At 61.6% G+C, this 24,536-nt stretch carries 21 protein-coding genes and 3 tRNA genes; 3 read left to right on the top strand and 21 right to left on the bottom strand.

Annotation, left to right across the window (positions count from 1 at the left end; all coding sequences use genetic code 11):
- The first annotated feature begins 32 nt into the window (after positions 1 to 32).
- Positions 33 to 773: an AzlC family ABC transporter permease gene (locus D886_RS0106230; protein ID WP_027593073.1), complete on the top strand. Its 741-nt coding sequence runs from the start codon at positions 33 to 35 to the stop codon at positions 771 to 773.
- Positions 773 to 1,099 (top strand): AzlD domain-containing protein, encoded by a 327-nt coding sequence (locus D886_RS0106235; protein ID WP_027593074.1) that lies wholly within the window; start codon positions 773 to 775, stop codon positions 1,097 to 1,099. Before D886_RS0106230 ends, D886_RS0106235 begins: the two co-directional genes overlap by 1 nt.
- Positions 1,100 to 1,168: 69 nt before the next feature.
- Here D886_RS0106235 and D886_RS0106240 read toward each other — a convergent pair.
- Together D886_RS0106240 and phnN are read right to left on the bottom strand one after the other, a co-directional pair.
- Positions 1,169 to 1,245: transfer RNA gene (locus D886_RS0106240), tRNA-Arg, on the bottom strand.
- A gap of 87 nt (positions 1,246 to 1,332) precedes the next feature.
- Complete coding sequence (phnN, locus tag D886_RS26775) at positions 1,333 to 1,962, bottom strand: phosphonate metabolism protein/1,5-bisphosphokinase (PRPP-forming) PhnN (RefSeq protein ID WP_050580725.1); 630 nt, start codon at positions 1,960 to 1,962, stop codon at positions 1,333 to 1,335.
- Positions 1,963 to 2,309: 347 nt separating this feature from the next.
- Here phnN and D886_RS0106250 point away from each other — a divergent pair, with 347 nt between their 5' ends.
- Positions 2,310 to 2,636 carry an Arc family DNA-binding protein gene (locus tag D886_RS0106250; RefSeq protein ID WP_003254499.1) on the top strand — a complete coding sequence of 109 codons (327 nt, stop codon included), beginning with the start codon at positions 2,310 to 2,312 and terminating at the stop codon, positions 2,634 to 2,636.
- Positions 2,637 to 2,828: 192 nt separating this feature from the next.
- On the opposite strand, the gene mgtE is transcribed toward D886_RS0106250, so the two are convergent.
- The 19 genes from mgtE to acs form a co-directional block, all read right to left on the bottom strand.
- Positions 2,829 to 4,271, bottom strand: a complete 1,443-nt coding sequence (gene mgtE / locus D886_RS0106255; RefSeq protein ID WP_027593075.1) for a magnesium transporter — start codon at positions 4,269 to 4,271, stop codon at positions 2,829 to 2,831.
- Between the two features lie 377 nt (positions 4,272 to 4,648).
- A tRNA-Arg gene (locus tag D886_RS0106260) sits at positions 4,649 to 4,725 on the bottom strand.
- A gap of 107 nt (positions 4,726 to 4,832) precedes the next feature.
- Positions 4,833 to 4,923: transfer RNA gene (locus D886_RS0106265), tRNA-Ser, on the bottom strand.
- Between the two features lie 72 nt (positions 4,924 to 4,995).
- Positions 4,996 to 5,184, bottom strand: coding sequence for a carbon storage regulator CsrA (gene csrA / locus D886_RS0106270; protein WP_003254503.1), 189 nt, complete (start codon positions 5,182 to 5,184; stop codon positions 4,996 to 4,998).
- A 160-nt stretch (positions 5,185 to 5,344) separates the two neighbouring features.
- A complete protein-coding gene (locus tag D886_RS0106275; protein WP_027593076.1) occupies positions 5,345 to 6,580 on the bottom strand; it encodes an aspartate kinase in 1,236 nt (411 codons plus the stop codon).
- 84 nt (positions 6,581 to 6,664) lie between these two features.
- Positions 6,665 to 9,289, bottom strand: coding sequence for an alanine--tRNA ligase (alaS, locus tag D886_RS0106280; protein ID WP_027593077.1), 2,625 nt, complete (start codon positions 9,287 to 9,289; stop codon positions 6,665 to 6,667).
- A 393-nt stretch (positions 9,290 to 9,682) separates the two neighbouring features.
- Positions 9,683 to 10,690: a succinylglutamate desuccinylase gene (gene astE / locus D886_RS0106285; RefSeq protein WP_027593078.1), complete on the bottom strand. Its 1,008-nt coding sequence runs from the start codon at positions 10,688 to 10,690 to the stop codon at positions 9,683 to 9,685.
- 10 nt (positions 10,691 to 10,700) lie between these two features.
- A complete protein-coding gene (locus D886_RS0106290) occupies positions 10,701 to 10,991 on the bottom strand; it encodes a hypothetical protein (RefSeq protein ID WP_027593079.1) in 291 nt (96 codons plus the stop codon).
- Positions 10,992 to 11,005: 14 nt separating this feature from the next.
- Positions 11,006 to 12,355 carry an N-succinylarginine dihydrolase gene (astB, locus tag D886_RS0106295; RefSeq protein ID WP_027593080.1) on the bottom strand — a complete coding sequence of 450 codons (1,350 nt, stop codon included), beginning with the start codon at positions 12,353 to 12,355 and terminating at the stop codon, positions 11,006 to 11,008.
- A gap of 23 nt (positions 12,356 to 12,378) precedes the next feature.
- The gene (gene astD / locus D886_RS0106300) at positions 12,379 to 13,842 is read right to left on the bottom strand and encodes a succinylglutamate-semialdehyde dehydrogenase (protein WP_027593081.1); all 1,464 of its coding nucleotides are present in this window, start codon (positions 13,840 to 13,842) and stop codon (positions 12,379 to 12,381) included.
- On the bottom strand, positions 13,843 to 14,871 hold the full coding sequence (astA, locus tag D886_RS0106305) for an arginine N-succinyltransferase (RefSeq protein WP_027593082.1): 1,029 nt from the start codon (positions 14,869 to 14,871) through the stop codon (positions 13,843 to 13,845).
- Between the two features lie 86 nt (positions 14,872 to 14,957).
- On the bottom strand, positions 14,958 to 15,977 hold the full coding sequence (gene aruF, locus D886_RS0106310; RefSeq protein ID WP_027593083.1) for an arginine/ornithine succinyltransferase subunit alpha: 1,020 nt from the start codon (positions 15,975 to 15,977) through the stop codon (positions 14,958 to 14,960).
- A gap of 142 nt (positions 15,978 to 16,119) precedes the next feature.
- The gene (locus D886_RS0106315; RefSeq protein ID WP_027593084.1) at positions 16,120 to 17,340 is read right to left on the bottom strand and encodes an aspartate aminotransferase family protein; all 1,221 of its coding nucleotides are present in this window, start codon (positions 17,338 to 17,340) and stop codon (positions 16,120 to 16,122) included.
- A 307-nt stretch (positions 17,341 to 17,647) separates the two neighbouring features.
- Positions 17,648 to 18,628, bottom strand: coding sequence for a transcriptional regulator ArgR (gene argR, locus D886_RS0106320; RefSeq protein WP_027593085.1), 981 nt, complete (start codon positions 18,626 to 18,628; stop codon positions 17,648 to 17,650).
- A gap of 105 nt (positions 18,629 to 18,733) precedes the next feature.
- Entirely contained in the window at positions 18,734 to 19,498 is a 765-nt protein-coding gene (aotP, locus tag D886_RS0106325) for an arginine/ornithine transport ATP-binding protein AotP (protein ID WP_027593086.1), read from the bottom strand.
- Between the two features lie 22 nt (positions 19,499 to 19,520).
- Positions 19,521 to 20,219, bottom strand: coding sequence for an ABC transporter permease (locus D886_RS0106330; RefSeq protein ID WP_027593087.1), 699 nt, complete (start codon positions 20,217 to 20,219; stop codon positions 19,521 to 19,523).
- A complete protein-coding gene (locus D886_RS0106335; RefSeq protein WP_027593088.1) occupies positions 20,216 to 20,905 on the bottom strand; it encodes an ABC transporter permease in 690 nt (229 codons plus the stop codon). The genes D886_RS0106330 and D886_RS0106335 overlap by 4 nt, the downstream gene beginning before the upstream one ends.
- Before the next feature lie 88 nt (positions 20,906 to 20,993).
- A complete protein-coding gene (locus D886_RS0106340) occupies positions 20,994 to 21,779 on the bottom strand; it encodes an ABC transporter substrate-binding protein (RefSeq protein ID WP_027593089.1) in 786 nt (261 codons plus the stop codon).
- A gap of 606 nt (positions 21,780 to 22,385) precedes the next feature.
- Positions 22,386 to 24,347, bottom strand: a complete 1,962-nt coding sequence (gene acs, locus D886_RS0106345) for an acetate--CoA ligase (RefSeq protein ID WP_027593090.1) — start codon at positions 24,345 to 24,347, stop codon at positions 22,386 to 22,388.
- Positions 24,348 to 24,536 lie beyond the last annotated feature (189 nt).

Here is a 24,536-nt window from a genome sequence, read left to right on the forward strand (position 1 = left end):
ATCCCCCTCCCGTACACCGTCAAGGAATTCAAATGCCGTACCCCAGCGCGACCCAAGCGTTCAGACAGGGCGCCCACAGCGTCCTGCCATTGACCTCCGGGGTCGTACCCTTTGGTTTGATCACGGGGGTCACGGCCATCGGCATGGGCCTGTCGCCCGCCGATGCCATCGGCATGACGTTACTGTTCTATTCAGGCTCCGCGCAGATGGTGGTGATGCAATTGATGCAAAGCGGCGCCCTGCCGGTGACGATGGTGGTTACGGCGCTGGTGATCAACCTGCGCTTTCTGATGTACAGCGCCAGCCTCGCCCCGCACCTGAGCCACCTGCCACGGCGCCATAAATGGCCGATGGCCTACCTGCTTTCCGACCAATCCTTTGCCTTGTGCTCATTGAAGATGTCTTCAGGCGAGCTCGGGCGCTTCGCCTTTCACTACTACGCTGGCACGGCGATTACCATGTGGTTTGGCTGGAACCTTTCGGTGCTGGCCGGCATGTACCTGGGCGCAGGCATCCCCGAAGACTGGTCGCTGGGCTTTGCCATCCCTTTGTCGTTCCTGGCGCTGCTGATCCCCAGCATCCGTAACCGGGCGACACTCGGCGCCGCGCTGACCGGCGGGCTGCTCGCGGTGCTGGCGGTCGACCTGCCTTATAACCTGGGCCTGTTGGCGGGTGCATTGGGTGGGATCATCGCCGGCTTGACCCTCGAGAACCTGCAGAAAACAAAACCCGTACAGCCCGTGGCGGATGAACACATCGAGCAGGACGCATGATGAGCGAAATGAGCCAGTGGATTACCTTCCTGCTGATCGGCCTGGGTACCTTCGCGGTCCGCTTGTCGTTCATCGAGTTCTACACCGTGCTGCGCATCCCGCCGCTGTTTCGCCGCGCGCTGGCCTACGTGCCAGCCAGCGTGCTGGCCGCACTGGTGCTGCCGGCCGTGGTGCTCCCTGACCGGCACGCCGACTTCGATTGGATGAACCCGCAAATTCCCGCCGCGATACTGGCGGGCCTGGTGGCCTGGCGTACGCGCAGCACGCTGTTGACGCTGGGCGTGGGCATGGGCGCGCTGTGGGCATTGAAGCACTGGGGGCTGTAGGCAAAGCGCGCGCACGTCTGCCGACAAAAGCGTCGGAGGGCGATGAAGGTGTGGGATCGTTTTGAAGAATGGCGTCCCAGGCAGGAATTGAACCTGCAACCTTCCCCTTAGGAGGGGGATGCTCTATCCAATTGAGCTACTGAGACGCAAGAACCGGCAGTGAACACTGCACGGTTGGACGGCCAGCATGTTAACCAGCATGCTGCCGTTTGTCATGCTGCAACAGGCCTTTTTCACGTAATCCTTTTCTGCGGTTCCGTGGCTGGTTGGGCCAGGTACGGGATCACGCCTTCATCATGAAGCAGTTTGAACAACCCAGTCACCGCTGCGTCGAGCGTAGTGGAATTGTCCAGCACATGCACGGCAGGCTCGTTGAAGGCTTGCAGCCCCGCATTACGCGCCAGCCGCTGTTCGATCTCGTCCGGGGTTTCCCTGCCTCTGGCCAGCAAGCGCTGGCGCAATACCTGGGGCTTCACATCAATGAGCACTGCCAGAAGATCCGGGTAGCGCCGCCGCGCTTCAGCCAGATAGGCACGAGAGCCGTTCACCAGCACCGCGCTGCCCGCTTCCAGCCATTGATCAACGTACTGCGCGATCCCGTAGCTCAGCCCATTGGCTTGCCAATGCATGGCAAAGGCACCCTGCGCACGCATCGCTTCGAACTGTTGGGTAGTGACGCCTTGGGCTGCTTCGCCCTTGGCTTCGGCCGAGCGCGTGATGATGCGGCGAGCAATTTTCACCCCGGCAGCAGTGAGTTGCTCGCGCGCGGCATCGATCAGGGAATCTTTCCCTGAACCCGACGGTCCTATCAGAAATATCAGGCGGCCTGTCGCTGATCGCCGTGCGCTTGCGTCATGTTGCATAGCCACTATGCTCTATGGAAGGAAACCCGCGCATTCTAGGAGTTTTCTTGGCCTTTTGCTGCGTTTTACCAGTTTTTGACGGCAGAAGACTGACGGCGGGACAAGTCGGAGCATGTAAAACTTTTCAAACCAGTGCTCATTTCTGATAATTGGTACTGGCATAAAGCCTTTACCGGGCTCACTATTTGTCACAGAATTGACGCCAAGGAAACGGCGACCATGAGGCAAGATGAGCATCCAATTTTCCACGAGGGTTGAACATTTTGTTGTCGCCACGGTCGTATTTCCACCCCGTGCGGCCAATTTGAGAACCGCGTCCCCTGAACCAGTAAATCCGGTCAATTTATATGCGCCCAATGAAACAGGCTATTTACTCCAGCCGCACTGCTGACAAGTTTGTCGTCCGCCTGCCAGATGGGATGCGTGAGCGCATTGCCGAGGTAGCGCGCAACCATCACCGCAGCATGAACTCCGAGATCATCGCGCGCCTGGAACAGAGCCTTATCCAGGAAGGCGCGTTGGGTGACGAGCTGAGCATGCGCCTGGACAGCCCTGAACTGTCCCTGCATGAGCGCGAGTTGCTGCAACGCTTCCGCCAACTGTCCCACCGCCAGCAGAACGCTCTGGTCGCCCTCATCGCTCACGATGTAGAAATGGCCGCCGATGCTTCCTGAAGGTTGCCAGCGAACACAAAAAAGCCAGCGTAAGCTGGCTTTTTTATTGTCCGTCACATCATTAGCAATCGCCTGTAGGAGCAGCCTTGCGCTGCGAAGAGGCCAGTGACAACACCATGAATGTTGGCTGCTATCAGCGGCCTCTTCGCAGCACAAGGCTGCTCCTACAGGCCATAGGCTGGCCCCCAATAATCAGAGCAGGAACAGCGTCGCCAAGCCCAGGAAGATGAAGAACCCGCCGCTGTCGGTCACTGCCGTGATCATCACGCTGGAGCCCATCGCCGGATCGCGCCCCAGGCGTGTCAGGGTCATCGGGATCAACACCCCCATCAACGCTGCCAACAGCAGGTTCAAGGTCATTGCCGCGGTCATCACCAGGCCCAACGACCAACTGCCATACAGCCAGAACGCCACCGCACCGATCACGCCACCCCAGATCAAGCCGTTGAGCAACGATACAGCCAGCTCCTTGCGCATCAGGCGGCTGGTATTGCCCGGCGACACCTGGTCCAGCGCCATCGCACGCACGATCATGGTGATGGTCTGGTTGCCAGAGTTGCCACCGATACCTGCCACGATTGGCATCAAGGCGGCCAGTGCCACCAGCTTCTCGATCGACCCCTCGAACAGGCCGATCACCCGCGAAGCCAGGAATGCAGTAATCAGGTTGATGGCCAGCCACGCCCAACGGTTGCGCAGCGAACGCCAGACCGAGGCGAAGATGTCTTCTTCTTCGCGCAGGCCGGCCATGTTCAGCACTTCGCTCTCGCTCTCTTCACGGATCAGGTCGACCATTTCGTCAATGGTCAGACGGCCGATCAGGCGATCGCTCTTGTCCACCACCGGGGCGGATACCAAGTCGTAACGCTCGAAAGCTTGAGCCGCGTCGTAGGCATCTTCCTCGGGGTGGAAGGACACAGGGTCGGTCGCCATGACCTCTGCCACCTTCTTGTCCGGGTCGTTGACCAGCAAGCGCTTGATGGGCAGCACGCCCTTGAGAATGCCGTCATAGTCGACCACGAACAGTTTGTCGGTGTGGTTCGGCAGCTCTTTCAGGCGGCGCAGGTAGCGCAATACAACTTCGAGGCTGACGTCTTCGCGGATGGTGACCATCTCGAAGTCCATCAACGCACCGACCTGCTCCTCGTCGTAGCTCAGCGCCGAACGCACACGCTCGCGTTGCTGGGCATCGAGGGTTTCCATCAACTCGTGAACGACGTCGCGCGGCAGCTCGGGTGCCAGGTCGGCCAGTTCGTCGGCGTCCATTTCCTTGGCAGCGGCGAGCAGCTCGTGATCGTCCATGTCGGCGATCAGCGATTGGCGAACCGAATCGGATACTTCAAGCAGGATGTCGCCGTCGCGGTCCGAGCGCACCAGCTGCCAGACCGTCAGGCGGTCTTCCAGGGGCAATGCTTCGAGGATGTAGGCGACGTCGGCGGGGTGCAGGTCATCGAGCTTGCGCTGCAGCTCAACGAGGTTCTGGCGGTGGACGAGGTTTTCGACCAGGTCGTGATGAGCACCCTCCTGGCGGTGGGTGAGGTCTTCGACCACGCGCTGGCGCTGCAGCAGTTCGACCACCTGAGCCAGGCGATCCTGCAGGCTCTCTTGCGCTTTCTTTACTTCTACTTCAGTCATAGGCGAACTCCACTCCCAGCAGCGGAGCACGCCGGGGGAATCAATCGGTCAGATCTTTCTGTATGAATCTTGTTAGGGAGTAACTACTGGGTAAGTCCATGGTGGTATTCCACAAGCCCCGGCGGGGCTGACGGGCGCAATCATACACTGCCTAAGCTGTCAGATCGCTTAAATTTTTGGCCAGAACAATCGTTTGCGAGATAAAGCTAGGACAACGCTCGAAGCTATGTGTGCGACGGCGCAAGCAAAAGAAAAAACACAGATGCCGCGCAAAAGATTATCGGGCCGGTTTATGTGCAGTCTAGCGGGCATCACTGAGAAACAGTGAACGGGAGAAAACAAAAAGCCCGCTCATTTGAGCGGGCTTCTTGATTGTATGGCGGACTCAGCAGGATTCGAACCTGCGACCGCTCGGTTCGTAGCCGAGTACTCTATCCAGCTGAGCTATGAGTCCGTGTCTTGCCGCGCATTATAGGTCGCTGAAACATTTTTGCAAGAACTTTTTTCGTTTAATTTCAACTACTTAGCGTTCTTACTGTTTACAGCGGCCTAAGCGAATAATGGCGGTGAAGGGGGGATTCGAACCCCCGATACCCTTATGAGGTATACTCCCTTAGCAGGGGAGCGCCTTCGGCCACTCGGCCACCTCACCGCAACACGAGGCGAATATTAAAGAACCTCTTTCACCTTTGCAACCCTTTTTTTGAAAAAAACTTCAAAAGAATTAAAGGCTTGGCTCCTCGTCCTTCTCTTTCTTGATCCGCAGGTAGATTTCCTCGCGGTGCACAGCCACTTCTTTCGGGGCGCTGACGCCAATACGCACCTGGTTGCCTTTGACGCCAAGCACCGTCACGGTGATCTCGCCGTCTCCAATGATCAGGCTCTCGGCGCACCGGCGAGTCAGAATCAACATAGCTTTCTCCTTACGCAAAACATTCAGGGATAACAGTCTTTGGTATCGGGGGCCTGGTCGTGGACGACGACCCAGCCCTGGTTGCCCACCCCGCAGCAGCGCGTGCGTGGCGAGCAGAAACGCGAAGGGCGCGGCAAGCCGCGCCCTTCCAGGCAGCGCCTTACTCGCCCTGTCGGGCAGGAGCGTCCAGTTCGAACGCGGTGTGCAGCGCGCGTACGGCCAGCTCCAGGTACTTCTCTTCGATCACGACCGAAACCTTGATCTCGGAGGTGGAGATCATCTGGATGTTGATGCTCTCCTTGGCCAGGGCTTCGAACATGCGGCTGGCAACACCTGCGTGGGAGCGCATGCCAACGCCAACGATCGAGACCTTGGCGATCTTGGTGTCGCCGATCACTTCACGGGCACCGATTTCGCGGGCGGTGTTTTCCAGCACGTTCTGCGCCTTCTCGTACTCGTTGCGGTGTACGGTGAAGGTGAAGTCGGTGGTGTTATCGTGCGCCACGTTCTGCACGATCATGTCGACCTCGATGTTCGAGGCGCTGATCGGGCCGAGGATCTTGAAGGCCACGCCCGGGGTGTCCGGCACGCCGCGAATGGTCAGCTTGGCTTCATCACGGTTGAAGGCGATACCGGAAATGATCGGCTGTTCCATGGATTCCTCTTCATCAATGGTAATGAGGGTACCCGGACCCTCCTTGAAGCTGTGCAGCACGCGCAGCGGGACGTTGTACTTGCCAGCGAACTCCACCGAACGGATCTGCAGCACCTTGGAACCGAGGCTGGCCATTTCCAGCATCTCTTCGAAGGTGATCTTCTCCAGGCGCTGTGCCTGCGGCACCACACGCGGGTCAGTGGTGTAGACGCCATCGACATCGGTGTAGATCTGGCACTCGTCAGCCTTGAGCGCCGCCGCCAGGGCTACGCCGGTGGTGTCGGAGCCGCCACGGCCGAGGGTGGTGATGCTGCCGTGCTCGTCGACCCCCTGGAAACCTGCAACCACGACCACACGCCCTTCCTTGAGGTCGGCGCGAATCTTCTGGTCGTCGATCTGCAGGATGCGGGCTTTGTTGTGCGAGCTGTCGGTCAGAATGCGCACCTGGTTACCGGTGTAGGACACCGCTGGCACACCACGCTTGATCAAGGCCATGGTCAGCAGGGCAATGGTGACCTGCTCACCGGTCGACACGATCACATCCAGTTCACGCGGAACCGGCTGATCGGTGATCTGCTTGGCCAGATCGATCAGGCGATTGGTTTCACCGCTCATGGCCGACAGCACGACCACCAGGTCGTCGCCCGCCTCACGGTGTTTCTTGACCTTTTCGGCTACCTGCTCGATCCGCTCGATGGAACCGACAGAGGTGCCGCCAAATTTCTGTACGATCAACGCCATTTCAATGGTGCCTCAGCCCATACAGGGCCCCAAAAAACAATCCAACATGAAGGAGCCGGCGACTAGACCGCCGGCCCCCTCATCTCAAAGTCCCTGCTCTGCGAACGGCACGGCCAGCGCCAGGGCCTGGTCCAGCGCAGCGACGTCGACGCCGCCACCCTGTGCCATGTCCGGACGGCCACCGCCCTTGCCACCCACTGCCGCAGCGGCTTGTTTCATCAGATCGCCAGCCTTGAGTTGGCTGGAGAGGTCCTTGGTCACGCCGGCCACCAGCACGACCTTGCCCTCATGCTCACTGCCCAGCAGGATCACTGCGTGGCCGAGCTTGTTCTTCAGCTGATCGACCAGGGCCAGCAAGGCCTTGCCATCTTGCCCATCCAGGCGAGCGGCAAGCACCTTGGCACCCTTGACCTCAACGGCCGCGTTGGAGAGATCATCCCCGGCGGCGCTGGCGGCCTTGGCCTGCAGCTGTTCCAGCTGCTTCTCCAGCTGACGGTTGCGCTCGAGCACCGCCGACAGCTTGTCGATCAGGTTGTCACGGTTACCCTTGACCAGTTGCGCGGCTTCCTTCACCTGCTCTTCGGCAGCGTTCAGGTAGGCCAGCGCAGCCGCGCCGGTAACCGCTTCGATACGACGTACCCCAGAGGCCACGCCGCCTTCGCTGATGATCTTGAACAGGCTGATATCGCCAGTGCGCTTGGCATGGATACCCCCGCACAGCTCCACCGAGAAGTCGCCACCCATGCTCAGCACGCGCACGGTATCGCCGTACTTCTCGCCGAACAAGGCCATGGCGCCTTTGCGCTTGGCGGTCTCGATGTCGGTCACCTCGGTCAGCACCTCGGTGTTGCGGCGCACTTCACGGTTGACGATGTCTTCCAGGGCCTTGATCTGCTCTGGCTTGACCGCCTCGAAGTGGCTGAAGTCGAAACGCAGGCGCTGGCTGTCGACCAGCGAGCCTTTCTGCTGTACGTGATCGCCCAGCACCTGGCGCAGCGCTTCGTGCAGCAGGTGAGTGGCCGAGTGGTTCAGCGAGGTGGCGTGCTGCACGTCGGCGTCGACCTTGGCCTCGACCTCGGCACCCACGCTCAATGCACCGCTGGCAACCACACCGTGGTGCAGGAAGGCACCGCCGGTCTTGGTGGTATCGCGCACGTCAAAGCGCACGGCGCCGGCCTGCAAGAAGCCGCTGTCACCCACCTGGCCGCCGGACTCGGCGTAGAACGGCGTGCGGTCGAGGATCACCACGCCCTGCTCGCCTTCGCCCAACTGCTCGACGGCCTGGCCGTCCTTGTACAGGGCAATGACCTTGGCCTGGCCTTCGGTGGTGGTGTAGCCCAGGAAGTCCGTGGCAGTGTCGACCTTGACCAAGCTGTTGTAGTCCATGCCGAAGGCGCTGGCAGAGCGCGCACGCTCACGCTGAGCGTCCATTTCACGCTCGAAACCGGCTTCGTCGATGGTCAGCTCGCGCTCGCGGGCGATGTCGGCGGTCAGGTCCATGGGGAAGCCGTAGGTGTCGTACAGTTTGAACACCACGTCACCCGGCACCACGTCACCCTGCAGTTGCGCCAGGTCCTGCTCAAGGATGCGCAGGCCTTGCTCCAAGGTCTTGGCGAATTGCTCTTCTTCAGCCTTGAGCACGCGCTCGATATGCGCCTGCTGGCTCTTCAGCTCTGGGAAGGCTTCGCCCATCTCGGCCACCAGTGCGGCAACGACTTGGTAGAAGAAGCTGCCCTTGGCGCCCAGCTTGTTGCCGTGGCGGCAAGCGCGGCGAATGATGCGGCGCAGCACGTAGCCACGGCCTTCGTTGGACGGCAGCACGCCGTCTGCGATCAGGAAGCCGCACGAACGGATATGGTCGGCGACCACTTTCAGCGACGCCTGGCTGTCATTGCTGCAACCGATGGCCTTGGCCGCGGCGCTGAGCAGGTTCTGGAACAGGTCGATCTCGTAATTCGAGTGAACATGCTGCAGTACCGCACTGACACGCTCCAGGCCCATGCCGGTGTCTACCGAGGGGGCAGGCAGCGGGTGCAGGACGCCATCGGCGGTGCGGTTGAACTGCATGAAGACGTTGTTCCAGATCTCGATGTAGCGGTCGCCGTCTTCTTCCGGCGAGCCGGGTGGGCCGCCCCAGATGTCGGCGCCGTGGTCGTAGAAGATCTCGGTGCAAGGGCCGCACGGGCCGGTATCGCCCATGGTCCAGAAGTTGTCGGACGCGTACGGGGCGCCTTTGTTGTCACCGATGCGCACCATGCGCTCGGCCGGCACGCCGATTTCCTTGGTCCAGATGTCGTACGCTTCGTCATCGGTGGCGTAGACGGTGACCCAGAGCTTTTCCTTCGGCAGGTTCAGCCACTTGTCCGAGGTCAGGAAGGTCCAGGCGTAGGTGATCGCGTCGCGCTTGAAATAGTCGCCGAAGCTGAAGTTGCCCAGCATCTCGAAGAACGTATGGTGACGCGCGGTGTAGCCGACGTTTTCCAGGTCGTTGTGCTTGCCACCGGCGCGTACGCATTTCTGGCTGCTGACGGCGCGGGTGTAGGCGCGCTTTTCCTGGCCGAGGAAGCAGTCCTTGAACTGGTTCATGCCGGCGTTGGTAAACAGCAGGGTCGGGTCATTGCCCGGGATCAGGGAGCTGGAGGCAACTCGGGTGTGTCCCTGCTCTTCGAAGAAGCGAAGGAAGGCTTCACGGATTTCTGCGCTTTTCATAGGTTCTTCCACGGAAACGGCGGCCCTGATGGGCAAACGCGTCGACGAAACGACGGCAAAGGGCCGCATTATATCGGTCCTGCAAACTCGGTGCAGTGTGTTTATGCGATGGAAAACGTCGAATAGACGGTTTTCAGGCGGTTGCAAACGAAAATGACATGATCGGATGCTAATTGCAGCCTTTCGCCACTGGCAAGCCCATTACGGCCGAAGGGAAGGGAAAATGGAATAGACGGTGAATTAAAAGGTTTTCATGGTGAAACAGGATCCAATAATCCTGCATTTCCGGTAGGCGCAGCCTTGTGCTGCGAAGCGGCCAGTGTAATCAGCGAGCATTCATTGTGCTTGCACTGGCCGCTTCGCAGCACAAGGCTGCTCTTACAAGGGCGGTATTCAGCCTAGGCGCTGGCCCGAATCCGGTACTACCAGAATTCCCGCGCGCAGCCCGTTTTTTACCTTGGGGTTGGGGAAGATGATCCGCGCGCCCTCCTCCTCGACCACCCAGCGCATTTCGGCCAGGTCTTCGGCCAGCAGGTAACCCTTGCTCAGCTCGGAGAAGTTTTCGATATCCGCCGGCAAGTGCAGGCGGAAGCCCTCGCTGTGCTTGATGATCTCGCGGGCGACGCTGAACAGTTTCAAGCCCTCCAGCGAGTCTTCAGTCTCAGGCTCGGTGCCTTCGATGATCTGGATCAGGCGCTCTTCCAGCTTGTCGAGGTTGACCTGCTCGTTCTGCCCAAACGGCCGCGCCTTGCCAAGCTCCAGGGTGAACGCCTCGGCGTCGAGCTGCTCGTAGGTGAAGGCGCTGAAGGTAATGGACGACTTGCTCTGCAACAGCACGGCCTCCATACCCGCTGCGGCCAGGCGCGCCAGCTCCCGGCGGGAATGCTTGCGCCCTTCCTTGTAGGGGTACAGGGCAAACTGCTCGATCTTCGAGCCACGGATTGCGGTATGCAGGTCGTAATGCAGGCGGGGGCGGCCCGGCTTGCTGAAGAACACCCGGGCAAACTGTTCAAGTTCGGCGGCGCGCAGCGCCTCGAAACCACTGGACAGCTCGTGGCGACCATTGAACAGGCGGTTGATGTCCTGCTCGACGAAGCGCTCGCCCTTGCGGATGGCCGCCGGGTTGCCGAACAGGAACAACACCCGCGAACGCGGCTTGATCTTGCCATTGGCCACGCCATGCAACAGGCGCTCGAGCAACTCGATCGGCGCCGTTTCGTTACCATGGATACCGGCCGACAGCAGCAGGTCGAGCCCACTGTCCTCATGCTCGGGCGGGCGCACCTCAAGGGCGCCCTCCCCCAGCCAGCGCAAACGCACGCCCTTGGGTGTAACTTGGGTCTTCTCGGCCGGTTCGTGATCGGTCAAGGTCAGCTCAAGCAATTTGCCGAGGGCGAGCATAGGCACTTCCTTAGTGGTGGTGGCCGCAATCAGGGCCATGGACGTGATCGTCGCCATCAGCGGCTTCAGCCAGCTCCATTTCCAGCTGCAGGCTGACCAGGTTGGTGGCCATCGGGCGCAGCAGCAGGTTGGCATACTCGGTGTCGTTTTCATCGACATCCACGCCAATCAGCAACTGGCCGCGGCCGTCCTGCTGAATCCACACTTCCTTGCCTTGCCAGACCACAGCAAAACGGGTGCAGGAGGTTTCCAGCTGGGTGCCGTCTTCGTCTTCGAGGATCAGGCGCAGGGCATCGGTCATTACTTAGTCTCTCTTCAAGGTTGGCGTTGGAACGGATAGACCGAACCCAATTTCAGAATCTGGGTCAACTCATCCAGTGCCGTACGGCATTCGACCAGCAGTTGCGGATCGGCCAGCTCCGCTTCGCCAAGGCGATCGCGGTAATGCTTGTCGACCCATTGCAGCAGGGTGTCGTACAGCGGCGCGGTCATGATAACGCCTGGATTCACCGCCGCCAGTTCCGATTCCTTCAATGCCACGCGCAGACGCAGGCAAGCAGGGCCTCCGCCGTTCTGCATGCTCTGCTTGAGGTCGAACACTTTGACCTCTTTGACCGGGCCGCCCTGCTGGGTCAGTTGTTCCAGGTAGGCCCAGACGCGCTCGTTACTGCGGCACTCTTCCGGCACTACCAGCAGCATGGAGCCGTCGTCACGGCTGAGCAGCTGGCTGTTGAACAGGTACGAACGCACGGCGTCGTCTACTGCCACCGCCGCACGCGGCACACGGATGGCCTGGAAGTTGCCGCCCTTGTTGGCCAGTTTAGCTTGCAGCTGGCCAAGCACCGCATCGGTCTCGAGGAAGGCGTCCTCGTGGTAGAACAGCACCTCGCCGTTGCCCACCGAAATCACGTCGTTGTGGAACACGCCCTGGTCGATCACTGCCGGGTTCTGTTGAGCGTAGACCACGCCGTCGTCGCGCAGGCCGTGCAGCCGCACCACGGCCTGGGACGCCTCCAGGGTTTGCCGCGCCGGGTACTTCTGCGGCGCAGGGTAGCGGCTGTCGAAGGCGCTGCGGCCGTAGACGAAGAATTCAACGCCCGCCTCGCCATAGCTGCGGCAGAAGCGAGTGTGGTTGGCCGCGCCCTCGTCACCGAACTGCGCCACCGCCGGCAATGCCTCGTGGTGGGCGAAGTGTTTGTCATCGGCGAACATCGCCCCCAGCACACGGCTGGTGGTCGGGTGCTCGATGCTGCGGTGGTATTTGCAGTTGAGGTTGGCAGCGGTGAAATGCACGCGGCCATCGGCGGTGTCGGCACTGGGGCTGACCGTGGCAGCGTTGGCCACCCACATGCTCGAGGCCGAGCAGCTGGCCACCAGCAACGGCATGGCCTCCTTGGCGGCGCGCTGGATCACTTCGGCATCGTTGCCGGAGAAGCCCAGGCGGCGCAGCGCAGCCACGTCCGGGCGCTCCTGCGGGGCCAGCACGCCCTGCTTGAAGCCCATGTCGGCCAAGGCCTTCATCTTTGCCAGGCCCTGGCGCGCCGCTTCCCGCGGGTTGGACGCCTGCTGGCTGTTGCTTTGCGAAGCCACATTGCCGTAAGACAAGCCGCCATAGTTGTGGGTAGGCCCCACCAGGCCATCAAAATTCACTTCATAGGATTTCATCGGCTAGGCTCCGAGACCGTTTGTTATAGGGTGACGCCCGGCGTCAAGGTTGCCGGCAAGGCGAGGCTGGCGGTCTCCAGCGAAGCCACGGGGTAAGCGCAGTAGTCGGCCGCGTAATAAGCGCTGGCGCGGTGGTTGCCGCTGTTGCCGACACCCCCGAACGGGGCGCTGCTGGCAGCGCCGGTCAACTGTTTGTTCCAGTTGACGATGCCCGCCCGGCTGCGCAGCCAGAAGTACTGGTAACGGGCGCGGGAGTCGGACAGCAGCCCGGCGGCCAGGCCGTACTGGGTGTTGTTGGCCTCATCGATGGCGGCCTCGAAATCGGCGTAGCGAATCACCTGCAGCAACGGGCCGAAGAACTCTTCGTCCGGGCGGTCGGCAACGGCGCTGACATCGAGAATGCCCGGTGTCAGCAACGCGGCATCAGCCTCGGGCTGGGTCATTTCCAGCAACTTCACGGCGCCCTTGCCCACCAGCTCGGCCTGGGCTGCGATCAGCGCCTGTGCTGCCTGCAGCGAAATCACCGAACCCATGAACGGCGCTGGCTGCTGGTCGAAAGCGCCAACGGTGATGCTTTTGCACACCTCGACCAGCCGTGTGATCAACGAATCGCCCCACACCCCTTGCGGCACCAGCAGGCGTCGTGCACAGGTGCAGCGCTGGCCAGCAGAAATGAAGGCCGACTGGATGATGGTGTACACCGCAGCGTCCAGGTCCTTGACCTCGTCCACCAGCAACGGGTTGTTACCGCCCATTTCCAGCGCGAGGATCTTGTCCGGGCGCCCGGCGAACTGCTGGTGCAACAGGTTGCCAGTGCGGCTGGAGCCGGTGAAGAACAACCCGTCGATACCCGGGTTGGCCGCCAGCGCCACGCCTGTTTCACGCGCGCCCTGGACCAGGTTGAGCACTCCGGCAGGCAGGCCAGCGGCGATCCAGCAGTTGACCGTCAGTTCGGCCACCTTGGGCGTCAGCTCGCTGGGCTTGAAGACCACGCAGTTGCCCGCCAGCAGTGCCGGCACAATGTGCCCATTGGGCAAGTGGCCGGGGAAGTTGTAGGGCCCGAACACCGCCACCACACCGTGGGGCTTGTGCCGCAGCACGGCCGTGGCATCGGCCAGTGGGCCGCTTTTTTCACCGGTGCGCTCACGGTAGCTCTGTACCGAAATCGCCACCTTGTTGATCATGCTGGTGACTTCGGTCGCCGATTCCCACAGCGGCTTGCCGGTTTCTTCGCCGATGCAATGCGCCAGCGCTTCAGCATGCTGCTTCAGCTGTTCGGCAAACTTTTCCAGCACATCGATACGTGCCTCCAGGCTCAACTGCGCCCAGGCCGGAAAGGTCTGGCGCGCAGCCTTCACGGCGGCGTCAACCTGGCTGGCGTCGGCGCCCTGCCCGCCCCAGACAACGGCCTGGGTCACGGGATTGAGCGATTGCAGGGGTGCTCCCTGGCCGGCCTGCCAGTGGCCGGCGATGTAATGCGTAGTCATTTACTGGGCCTCCCGGCTTGCCGACAGCGGCACGGCACGCACGTTGTCGCCAGCCCCCATGCGCAGGCGCTTGGCGGTCAGCGGGTCGACCACCAGGGTGCCAGCCGCCAGGCGTGCAGGCGCGGCCGTGATGCGGCAGTCGTCGCGTTTGCGGTTGTGGATGATGTAAGGGGTGGCGTCATCGCCCGGGGTACCGACCGCCAGCACCAGGGTCTGGCTTTCGCGCACGGCACGAATCTTCGCGGTCTCGCACTCGATGGCGGGGCCTGCGTCGAAGATGTCGACATAGCCCTGGTAGTTGAAACCTTCCTGCTTGAGCATGGCCAGCGCAGGCTCGGTGTCGGTGTGTACACGCCCGATCACGTTGCGCGCGGCTTCGGAGAGGAAGCAGGTGTACAGCGGGAACTTGGGCATCAGCTCGGCGATGAACGACTTGTTGCCCACCCCGGTCAGGTAGTCGGCCTGGCTGAACTCCATCTTGAAGAAGTGGCGGCCCAGGCTTTCCCAGAACGGCGAGCGGCCCTGCTCGTCGGACATGCCGCGCATCTCGGCAATGATCTTCTTGCCGAACAGCTCCGGGAACTCGGCGATGAACAACATCCGCGCCCGCGACAGCAAGCGGCCATTGAGGCCGGAACGGTAGTCACTGCGCAAAAACAACGAGCACAGCTCGGAGTTGCCGGTCAGGTCGTTGGCCAGGAACAGGGTGGGGATCTCGCGGTAGATGTTCAGCTCCTGCGAGGCGCTGACGGTGAGCCCGACCCGGTAGTTGTACCAAGGCTCACGCAGGCCAACGGCCCCGGCGATGGCACTGATGCCCACCACCAGGCCCTCGTCGTTTTCCAGCACGAACAGGTAGTCGGTATCGCCCCGCTCGGCTTCGCCACGGAAGCTCTTCTCGGCCCAGCCCACGCGATGCCCAAGGCGCTCTTCGTTGGCTGGCAGCGTGGTCAGCCCGGTGGTACCAGTGCTGCGAGCCAATTCGATCAGCGCGGGTAAATCGCTGCTGCGTACGGGACGAACGATCATGCTATCTCCTTGAGCGGCGACCTCTGCCACCGCGAAACGCTTCGTTTCGAGCTTGCTGTTTCGAGCTGCCTGCGCAGGCTCACGCCTTACACGGCAACCAGCCGCACGCTTGCACCCTCACCGACACCCAGGGCCTCGGCCGCGTCGCGCCCCAGGCTGACCGGTTTGCCGGGCACCCAGTCGAGCTCCAGCAACACCGCGCGGTAGTCCTGCAACTGGCCGTTGCACACCAGGTACGGGCGCCCACCCTTGGCCGGGGCTTCCTCCAGCTTGACCGGTACTACACGGCTCTGGGCAATCGAGCGGATGCCCGAAGCCCGTGCGTGCAAGGTCGGCCCGCCGTCGAAGATGTCGATGTAGTGCTCGGTCTCAAAGCCTTCACGCATCAGGATGTCGAAGGTGATCTGCGCCCGCGGATGCACTTGGCCCATGGCCTCCTGGGCTTCGTCGGGCAGCAGCGGCACGTAGATCGGGTAGTGCGGCATCAGTTCGGCCAGGAAGGTACGGCTCTTCAGCCCGCACAGGCGCTCGGCATGGGCGTAGTTGAGGTCGAAGAAGTTGCGGCCTATGGCATCCCAGAAGGGCGACTCGCCCTGATCGTCGCTGTAACCCACGATCTCGGTCACCACCGAATCGGCAAAGCGCTCCGGGTGCGAGGCCATGAACAGCAGGCGGCCGCGCGAGTTGAGCTCGGCCCAGCCGCTGCCGACCAATTCGGGCAGCACGTAGAAGCTGGTCAGCAAGCTGTTGCCAGTCAGGTCGTGGCACAGCGAGAGAACGTGGATCTTGTTGTGGATCTTCAGCTCGCGCGAGGCGTGCACGAAGGTCTCGTTACGGAAACTGTAGAACGGCTCGGAGTAACCGGCCGAGGCGACGATGGCCGAGCAGCCGGCAAGCTTGCCGGTGTCGCTGTCTTCGAGTACGAAGAAGTAGCTTTCTTCGCCATTGAAGCTTACCTCGGCGGCGAAGGAGGTTTCCGACGCGGCGATCTTGTCGCCCAGACGGGCAGTATCGTCCGGCAGCGAGGTGACACCAATGGGGCTGTCGGCAGCCATGCGCTGCACTTCGTTCAGGTCAGCCATTTGCGCGGGGCGCATCACCAGCATGGTGTCACTCCTTTGGTAAAGCGGGCCGTTCGTGACGGCACGAAAAAACGGCGGGCGCGTGATTGAAACGGCAAGCACGCGCCCGCACTGGAATTCAGCTATCGCCGGCCCGCTAAGGGCCGGCGAAGGGACCGCAGGCGAATCAGCCTTGGGTCAGTTTGGCCACGGCGCGCTCGAAGCGGTCCAGGCCTTCATCGATGTCGGCGTCTTCGACCACCAGGCTAGGCGCGAAACGCACCACGTCCGGGCCGGCCTGCAGCACCATCACACCTTCTTTCTCGGCGGCGTTGAGCACGTCCTTGGCCTTGCCTTGCCAGGCGTCGGTCAGCACGCAACCGATCAACAGGCCGACGCCACGCACCTGGGAGAACAGGCCGTACTGCTGGCCGATCTGCTCCAGGCGGGTTTTAAAACGCGTGTGCTTGGCCTTGATGCCGGCCAAGGTTTCAGGGGTGTTGATCACGTCCAGCACGGCGCAGGCAACGGCGCAACCCAGCGGGTTACCGCCATAGGTGGTGCCGTGGGTGCCGACGGCCAGGTGTTTTGCCAGCTCCGTGGTAGTCAGCATGGCGCCGATTGGGAAGCCGCCACCCAGGCTTTTGGCGCTGGTCAGGATATCCGGGGTTACACCGTAGTGCTGGTAGGCGTACAGCGAACCGGTACGGCCAACGCCGGTCTGCACTTCGTCGAAGATCAGCAGGGCATTGTGCTCATCGCACAGCTTGCGTGCGCCTTCCAGGTACGCCTTGTCGGCCGGGACCACACCACTTTCGCCCTGGATCGGTTCGATCACCACGGCGCAGGTCTTGTCGGAAATCTGTGCTTTCAGTGCTTCCAGGTCGTTGTACGGCACATGGCTGATGCCGGTGATCTTCGGCCCGAAGCCATCGGAGTACTTCGGCTGGCCACCGACGCTGACGGTGAACAGAGTACGCCCGTGGAAGCTGTTCACGGTGGCGATGATTTCGTGCTTTTCAGGGCCGAAGCGGTCATGGGCCACGCGACGGGCCAGCTTGAAGGCGGCCTCGTTGGCCTCGGCGCCAGAGTTACAGAAGAAGGCACGGTCGGCAAAGGTCGCGTCTACCAGCTTGTGCGCCAGGCGCAGGGCCGGCTCGTTGGTGAAGACGTTGGACACGTGCCAGAGGGTGTTGGCCTGCTCGGTCAGCGCCTTGACCAGTGCCGGATGGCAGTGACCCAGGGCATTGACGGCGATACCGCCAGCAAAGTCGATCAGCTCGCGACCCGACTGGTCCCAAACCCGGGAACCCTCGCCTCGGACAGGAATGAAGGCCGCCGGCGAATAGTTGGGAACCATGACCTGGTCGAAATCGGCACGTTGCACCGGGGCTTGCTCAACGGACATCTGAGTCTCCTGAAGAGGAACGCTGGCCTGGAAGTGGCGAGCGATGGGGGGATTGTAAGGACTGATCAGCGCCTGTCCTTGCGGCCAAGCGACAACTTGTTACAGCGCAAAACCCTGTTTTACCCAGGCTTTCGGCAATGCGACAAACACTGTCGCAATCGCGCAGTGTAACGGGAGTGGATGGCTGGGTGAACGGGTGTTCACAAGGGATTCGGTGCCTTTGGGCGTACGCCGATAGTTTAGCGGCGCCTGGGAGATCGAGCGCCACCCTCACCCCCAAGGCATTCGCCCGAACCCAACCAGAATCTCAGCCCTTTTCCGCCGGCGCCGAGCTCAACTCGAACGGGCTGCTGTTACGCCGCTGGTTGCGATCTTCCCGCGGCGTCGCGCCAAAGAAGTTACGGTAGGCACTGGAAAAATGCGGCCCCGAAGAGAACCCGCACGACAAGCCGATCTGGATGATCGACTTGCTGGTCTGCATCAGCATCTGCCGCGCCTTGTTCAGCCGCAGCTCAAGGTAATACTGGCTAGGCACGCGGTTCAGGTACTGCTTGAAGATTCGCTCCAACTGCCGACGCGACACGCACACATGCTGGGCGATCTCGTCGGTGGTCAGCGGCTCTTCGATGTTGGCTTCCATCAGCAGCACAGCCTGGGTCAGTTTGGGGTGGCTGGAGCCCAAGCGGTTTTGCAACGGAATGCGCTGACGCTCGCCGCCCTCGCGAATGCGCTCGACCACCAGCTCCTCGGACACCGCCCCCGCCAGCTCCGCGCCATGATCACGCGCCAGCACGGCCAGCAACAGGTCGGTCACTGCCATACCACCACAGGCAGTCAGGCGGTCGCGGTCCCAGTCGAACAGGTGGCTGGTAGCGATGACCTTGGGGAAGCGCTCGGCAAAATCATCCTGCCAGCGCCAGTGCACCGCCGCGCGGTAACCGTCGAGCAGGCCAAGCTGCGCCAGCGGATACACACCGGCAGACAAGCCACCGATCATGCAACCACTGCGCGCCAGTTGCTTGAGTGCAGTCGACAGCACCGAACCCACGGCCTGCGGCGGCTCGTCGGCCAGCAACAAGAGCTTCTGGCACCCTTCGAGGCGGCCATTCCACGGCTCGCCCGGCAGGCGCCAAGCGCCCTCTACCGCCGGCTCGGCCTGCAGAAACGCCAAGTCGTAGACCACATCCGGATGCACCCGCTGGGCCACCTGCAACACTTCCTCGGCCAGCGCCAGGGTCAAGGGCTTGGTGCTGGGCCAGATGAGAAAACCGATTCGCTGGGTGGTCATAGGGTGCGGTCCGAAACCTTGGGGGGCGTTCACGTCAGTGGCACAGGGTCAGGCTGCGCTCGCTGCGCAGCATGCCCTATCCTGGTGCAAAGATGCAGCCTACTTTTACTTGAGGCTGCCGGAGAGGAATTGCTTGAGCCGCTCCGATTGCGGGTTGGCCAGCACCTCGCGCGGGCAGCCGGTCTCTTCGACCAGGCCCTTGTGCAGGAACACCAACTGGTTCGACACCTCGCGGGCAAAGCCCATCTCGTGGGTCACCACCACCATGGTCCGGCCTTCCTGGGCCAGCGCCTGCATGACCTTGAGCACATCGCCCACCAGCTCGGGGTCGAGGGCCGAGGTCGGCTCGTCGAACAGCATCACCTCAGGCTCCACGGCCAGGGCACGGGCAATCGCCACGCGCTGCTGCTCACCACCGGACATGTGCCCCGGGAAGGCATCCTTGCGGTGGGCCACACCGACCTTGGCCAGGTAGTACTCGGCCTTTTCCAGGGCTTCTTTCTTGCTCACCCCAAGCACGTGCACGGGGGCTTCGATGACGTTCTCCAACGCGGTCATGTGCGACCACAGGTTGAAATGCTGGAACACCATCGACAGGCGCGAGCGCATGCGCTGCAACTGGCGCGCGTCGGCCGCCTTGAGCGCGCCATCTTTGCCGGCGACCAGTTTCAGCTCTTCGTTATTGAGCAGAATCTTGCCGGCGTGGGGCTGCTCCAGCAGGTTGATGCAGCGCAGGAAGGTTGACTTGCCCGAACCGCTGGAGCCGATGATGCTGATCACATCGCCTGCCTTGGCCGCCAGGGACACGCCCTTGAGCACTTCATGGCTGCCATAGCGCTTGTGCAGGTCTTGGACTTCGAGTTTGTACATGCTGTCGATTCTCACAAAGCGGTCAGTGCTTGCGCGGCGCCAGGTAGCCGAGCCAGCGGCGTTCGGCCATCTTGAACAGGCGCACCAGGATGAAGGTCAGGCACAGGTAGAACACGCCCGCCGTGATGTAGGCCTCGAAAGGCAGGTAGTACTGGGCATTGACCGTGCGCGCCGCACCCGTGATGTCGATCAGGGTGACGATCGACGCCAGGCTGGTGGTCTGCAGCATCATGATCACTTCGTTGCTGTACTGCGGCAATGCCCGGCGCAAGGCCGAGGGCAGCAGGATGCGGCGGTACATCTTGAAGCGCGACATGCCCATGGCCTTGGCCGCTTCGATCTCGCCATGGGGCGTGGCCTTGAGGCTGCCGGCGATGATTTCTGCGGTGTAGGCGCTGGTGTTGACGGCAAAGGCCAGGCAAGCGCAGAAGGTCGCACTGGACAGCAGCGGCCAGAAGATACTCTCGCGCACCGCTTCGAACTGGGCCAGGCCGTAGTAGATCAGGAACAACTGCACCAGCATCGGCGTACCGCGGATCACATAGGTGTACAGCCAAGCGGTGAGGTTCACCAGCGGCTGCTTGGACACCCGCATCAGCCCCAGCGGAATCGCCGCGAGCAAACCGAACAACAGCGACAGCGCCAGCAGCTTCAGGGTGGTCAGCAACCCGCCCAAGTACAGCGGCATAGCCTCCCACACCACGTTGTAGTCGAAGATCATAGCTCAACCACCTTGACGCCTACCGAGTAGCGTTTTTCAAGATACTTCAGCGCCAGCAGCGAGACACTGGTCAGCACCAGGTACAGGGCCGCCACCGCCAGGAAGAAGGTGAAGGGTTCACGGGTAGCGTCCGCCGCCTGCTTGGCCTTGAACATCATGTCCTGCAGGCCGACCACCGAAATCAGCGCCGTAGCCTTGGTCAGCACCAGCCAGTTGTTGGTGAAGCCCGGGATGGCCAGGCGGATCATCTGCGGCACCTGGATGCGGAAGAACACCTGACGGTTGCTCATGCCGTAAGCCACGCCGGCTTCGGCCTGGCCCTTGGGGATGCCGAGGAAGGCGCCGCGGAAGGTTTCCGACAGGTAGGCGCCAAAAATGAAGCCCAAGGTCCCGATACCCGCCGCCAGCGGATTCAGGTCGATGTAGTCTTCGTAACCGAGCAGCGGCGCTACCCGGTTGATGATGTCTTGCCCGCCGTAGAAGATCAGCAGGATCAGTACCAAGTCCGGAATACCACGGATGACCGTGGCATACATATCGCCCAGCCAAGCCAGCCAGCGCACCGGCGACAAGCGCAGCGCCACACCGATCAGGCCGAGCACGATGGCCAGGGCCATCGACGACAGGGCGAGCTGCAGCGTCAGCCACGCCCCGTCGAGGATGACTGCCCCGTAGCCTTTCAACATGATGAGGTCCTCGACCTAGAGAATGAAAAATGGTGCAAACCTCAGAGCCTCTGCTGTTTGCACCATTGCACAGGTTTAACCCGACGTCTTACTTCGAGTCTGGACCGTAGATATCGAAATTGAAGTACTTGGCTTCGATTTGTTTGTACTTGCCGTTGGCACGGATGGCGTCGATGGCCGCGTTGATGCGGTCGACGTTGGCCTTGTCGCCCTTGCGCACGGCAATGCCGATGCCGTCACCGAAGTACTTGGCGTCGGTGAATGCGGGGCCTACGAACGCGAAGCCTTTGCCAGCGTCGGTCTTCAGGAAGCCATCTTCCAGCAGGGTGGCATCAGCCACGGTGCCATCGAGGCGACCGGCCGCGACATCCAGGTAGATTTCGTTCTGGGTGCCGTAAGGGACCACGGTGGCACCTTTGGCGCCCAGTACTTCCTTGGCGAAGCGGTCATGGATCGAGCCACGCTGCACGCCGATCTTCTTGCCCTGCAGTTCGTTGAGGCTATCGCTGACGGTGGTGCCTTCCTTCATGACCAGGCGCGCTGGGGTCAGGTAGTAGCGCTTGGTGAAGTCGACCGATTTCTTGCGGTCTTCGGTGATCGACATCGACGACAGGATAGCGTCGATCTTACGCACCTTCAGTGCCGGGATCAGGCCGTCGAACTCTTGCTCGACCCAGGTGCACTTGGCTTTCATCTCTTCACACAGGGCATTGCCGATGTCGTAGTCGAAACCGGCGATGCTGCCGTCCGGCTGCTTGAAGGCGAAGGGTGGGTAAGCGGCTTCGATGCCGATTTTCAACGGTTTTTCATCGGCCTGCGACACCAGGGAAAACACGGACAGCGCCAGGGCGCCAAGCAGTGCGAGCTTCTTCATCAGGTAACTCCATCGGTACGGGGCAATACAAGGCAGGGTAACAACTGCCCGATATGCGAATGGGTACAACGCGAGCCGCGCAGGGTTCGACCAAGGCCGCAGACCACGAGCGAGTGAGTGGCATTTTAACGACAGCCCGGTAGTCGATATTTCTTCAAAGCGACAACTACTTACAGAAGCGCTTGAAACCACTGCGGGCGATGTTGACAGCCATTGCAAAACATGCAAAGGCGCAAGGAAAATAACCTATAGACCTAGCAATTACTGGGCCTATTATTCGCAAAGCCTTGTACGACGGCAAGTGTAGCGTGCTGTGTTGCAGAAAATGGCTCGGCGAACGCACCGAAACAGGTCATAACTGTTTCCGCTCGCCCCGCGCCTGTGCGTAATCGGTGACAGAAGAGTTACCGATGAATGTCGGGTAACAGTAAAGCAAAAAACCCCGCCGGTTGCCCGTGCGGGGTTTCTACTTGGAGGGGACTGCGCTGCAGTCCAATCGCCGGCAAGCCGGCTCCCACAGGTTCGGCGGTGCTCCTGAATACTCTGCACCCCCTGTGGGAGCCGGCTTGCCGGCGATAGGGCTGCAAGGCAGCCCCGCTCATAGCATCAGGCCGTAGCCAGGTTCATGGCCTTGTGCGTGTCGATCAGATGCTGCACCACACCCGGGTCGGCCAGGGTCGAGATATCACCCAGCGAGCCGTATTCCGCCGTGGCGATCTTGCGCAGGATACGCCGCATGATCTTACCCGAACGTGTCTTCGGCAGCCCTGGCGCCCACTGGATCACATCCGGCGAGGCAATCGGGCCGATCTCCTTGCGCACCCAGTTCTTCAGCTCCAGGCGCAATTGTTCACTAGGCTCCACGCCGGCATTGAGGGTGACATAAACATAGATGCCCTGGCCCTTGATGTCATGCGGCACGCCCACCACTGCCGCTTCGGCAACCTTGGAATGGGCAACCATGGCGCTTTCGATCTCGGCAGTCCCCATGCGGTGGCCAGACACGTTGAGCACGTCGTCCACGCGCCCGGTGATCCAGTAGTAGCCATCCTCGTCGCGGCGCGCGCCGTCGCCGGTGAAGTACATGCCCCGGAAGGTTTTGAAGTAGGTGTCGACGAAGCGGTCGTGGTCACCATACAGCGAGCGCGACTGGCCCGGCCAGGAATCGAGAATCACCAGGTTGCCTTCGGCAGCGCCATCGATCAGGTTGCCCAGGTTATCCACCAGCGCCGGCACCACGCCGAAGAACGGACGGGTCGCCGAACCCGGCTTGAGACCAGTGGCGCCCGGCAGCGGGCTGATCAGGATGCCGCCGGTCTCGGTCTGCCACCAGGTGTCGACGATCGGGCAACGCTCCTTGCCGACGGTCTTGTAGTACCAGTTCCACGCTTCGGGGTTGATCGGCTCGCCGACCGAACCCAACAGGCGCAGGCTGGAACCATCAGCACCCTCTACCGCAGCCTGCCCTTCGGCCATCATGGCGCGGATTGCGGTCGGTGCGGTGTAAAGGATATTGACCTTGTGCTTGTCGACGATCTTCGACACACGGGTGATGTCCGGGTAGTTCGGCACGCCTTCGAACAGCAAGGTGGTGGCGCCGTTGGCCAGCGGGCCGTAGACGATGTAGCTGTGACCAGTGACCCAGCCAACGTCGGCGGTGCACCAGTAGACTTCACCTGGGCGGTAGTCGAACACGCGCTCGTGGGTCAGCGCGGCGTAAACCAGGTAACCCCCGGTGGTGTGCAGCACGCCCTTGGGCTTGCCGGTGGAGCCGGAGGTGTAAAGGATGAACAGCGCTTCTTCAGCGCCCATCTCTTTCGGCGCGCAGTGGCTGGAGGCCACTTTCATCAGGTCTTCGTACCAGATGTCGCGGTGTTGGTGCCAGGCGATATCGCCACCGGTGCGCTTGCACACGATGATCTTCTGCACGCTGCTGGTCTCAGGGTTGGTCAGCGCCAGGTCGACGTTGCCTTTGAGCGGCGTACGGCGCCCGCCACGCACACCTTCGTCGGCGGTGATCACCACCTTGGACTTGCAGTCGATGATTCGGCCAGCCAACGCCTCAGGGGAGAAGCCGCCGAACACCACCGAGTGGATTGCACCGATGCGGGCACAGGCCAGCATGGCGACCACGGCCTCGGGGATCATCGGCATATAGATAGTCACCACATCGCCACGGTGCACGTCTTGGCCGCGCAGGGCGTTGGCGAACTTGCAGACCTGCTCGTGGAGCTCGCGGTAGGTGATGTTGCGGTGCTCGGAAGGGTCGTCGCCCTCCCAGATGATCGCCAGTTGGTCGCCACGCTCTTCGAGGTGACGGTCCAGGCAGTTGGAGGAAACGTTCAGAGTGCCGTCGGCAAACCACTTGATATCGACATGGTGGTCATCGAACGAGGTCTGCTTGACCTTGGTGAACGGCTTGATCCAGTCGAGACGCTGGGCCTGCTCGCGCCAGAAGCCGTCCGGGTTGATCACCGATTGCTGGTACATGGCCTTGTAGGTGGCCTCGTCGGTCAGGGTAGTAGCCGCAACCTCGGGACGAACGGGATACAGTGGAGCCGCACTCATCTGTGTTACCTCGGTGTAATAGTTGTTTTTGTATGGAACCGTTTGTAACTGTACCAGAGCGGCAAAAGCCATTCGACGTTGGTAGTAAAGCAGCAGATTTTGGTACTGACGTACGAGCAAAGCGCTCTAGCACGCGGCTCGCAGCCCTGGGCAGAAAGAATCGCAGTTTTTTTCGCGTGATTGTTACAG

The organism is Pseudomonas sp. LAIL14HWK12:I7 (genome assembly GCF_000483465.1).
In the GTDB taxonomy this organism is placed as follows: domain Bacteria; phylum Pseudomonadota; class Gammaproteobacteria; order Pseudomonadales; family Pseudomonadaceae; genus Aquipseudomonas; species Aquipseudomonas kermanshahensis.

What these genes read in the sequence shown, in the direction of transcription:
- D886_RS0106315 (WP_027593084.1), bottom strand. Translation starts at nt 17,340, where the DNA reads ATGTCCGTTGAGCAAGCCCCGGTGCAACGTGCCGATTTCGACCAGGTC.
- phnN (WP_050580725.1), bottom strand. Translation starts at nt 1,962, where the DNA reads ATGCAACATGACGCAAGCGCACGGCGATCAGCGACAGGCCGCCTGATA.
- D886_RS0106290 (WP_027593079.1), bottom strand. Translation starts at nt 10,991, where the DNA reads ATGACCGATGCCCTGCGCCTGATCCTCGAAGACGAAGACGGCACCCAG.
- alaS (WP_027593077.1), bottom strand. Translation starts at nt 9,289, where the DNA reads ATGAAAAGCGCAGAAATCCGTGAAGCCTTCCTTCGCTTCTTCGAAGAG.
- mgtE (WP_027593075.1), bottom strand. Translation starts at nt 4,271, where the DNA reads ATGACTGAAGTAGAAGTAAAGAAAGCGCAAGAGAGCCTGCAGGATCGC.
- D886_RS0106230 (WP_027593073.1), top strand. Translation starts at nt 33, where the DNA reads ATGCCGTACCCCAGCGCGACCCAAGCGTTCAGACAGGGCGCCCACAGC.
- acs (WP_027593090.1), bottom strand. Translation starts at nt 24,347, where the DNA reads ATGAGTGCGGCTCCACTGTATCCCGTTCGTCCCGAGGTTGCGGCTACT.
- argR (WP_027593085.1), bottom strand. Translation starts at nt 18,628, where the DNA reads ATGACCACCCAGCGAATCGGTTTTCTCATCTGGCCCAGCACCAAGCCC.
- D886_RS0106250 (WP_003254499.1), top strand. Translation starts at nt 2,310, where the DNA reads ATGCGCCCAATGAAACAGGCTATTTACTCCAGCCGCACTGCTGACAAG.
- aotP (WP_027593086.1), bottom strand. Translation starts at nt 19,498, where the DNA reads ATGTACAAACTCGAAGTCCAAGACCTGCACAAGCGCTATGGCAGCCAT.
- D886_RS0106235 (WP_027593074.1), top strand. Translation starts at nt 773, where the DNA reads ATGAGCGAAATGAGCCAGTGGATTACCTTCCTGCTGATCGGCCTGGGT.
- csrA (WP_003254503.1), bottom strand. Translation starts at nt 5,184, where the DNA reads ATGTTGATTCTGACTCGCCGGTGCGCCGAGAGCCTGATCATTGGAGAC.
- astD (WP_027593081.1), bottom strand. Translation starts at nt 13,842, where the DNA reads ATGACTACGCATTACATCGCCGGCCACTGGCAGGCCGGCCAGGGAGCA.
- D886_RS0106330 (WP_027593087.1), bottom strand. Translation starts at nt 20,219, where the DNA reads ATGATCTTCGACTACAACGTGGTGTGGGAGGCTATGCCGCTGTACTTG.
- astA (WP_027593082.1), bottom strand. Translation starts at nt 14,871, where the DNA reads ATGATCGTTCGTCCCGTACGCAGCAGCGATTTACCCGCGCTGATCGAA.
- D886_RS0106275 (WP_027593076.1), bottom strand. Translation starts at nt 6,580, where the DNA reads ATGGCGTTGATCGTACAGAAATTTGGCGGCACCTCTGTCGGTTCCATC.
- D886_RS0106335 (WP_027593088.1), bottom strand. Translation starts at nt 20,905, where the DNA reads ATGTTGAAAGGCTACGGGGCAGTCATCCTCGACGGGGCGTGGCTGACG.
- D886_RS0106340 (WP_027593089.1), bottom strand. Translation starts at nt 21,779, where the DNA reads ATGAAGAAGCTCGCACTGCTTGGCGCCCTGGCGCTGTCCGTGTTTTCC.
- aruF (WP_027593083.1), bottom strand. Translation starts at nt 15,977, where the DNA reads ATGCTGGTGATGCGCCCCGCGCAAATGGCTGACCTGAACGAAGTGCAG.
- astE (WP_027593078.1), bottom strand. Translation starts at nt 10,690, where the DNA reads ATGCTCGCCCTCGGCAAATTGCTTGAGCTGACCTTGACCGATCACGAA.
- astB (WP_027593080.1), bottom strand. Translation starts at nt 12,355, where the DNA reads ATGAAATCCTATGAAGTGAATTTTGATGGCCTGGTGGGGCCTACCCAC.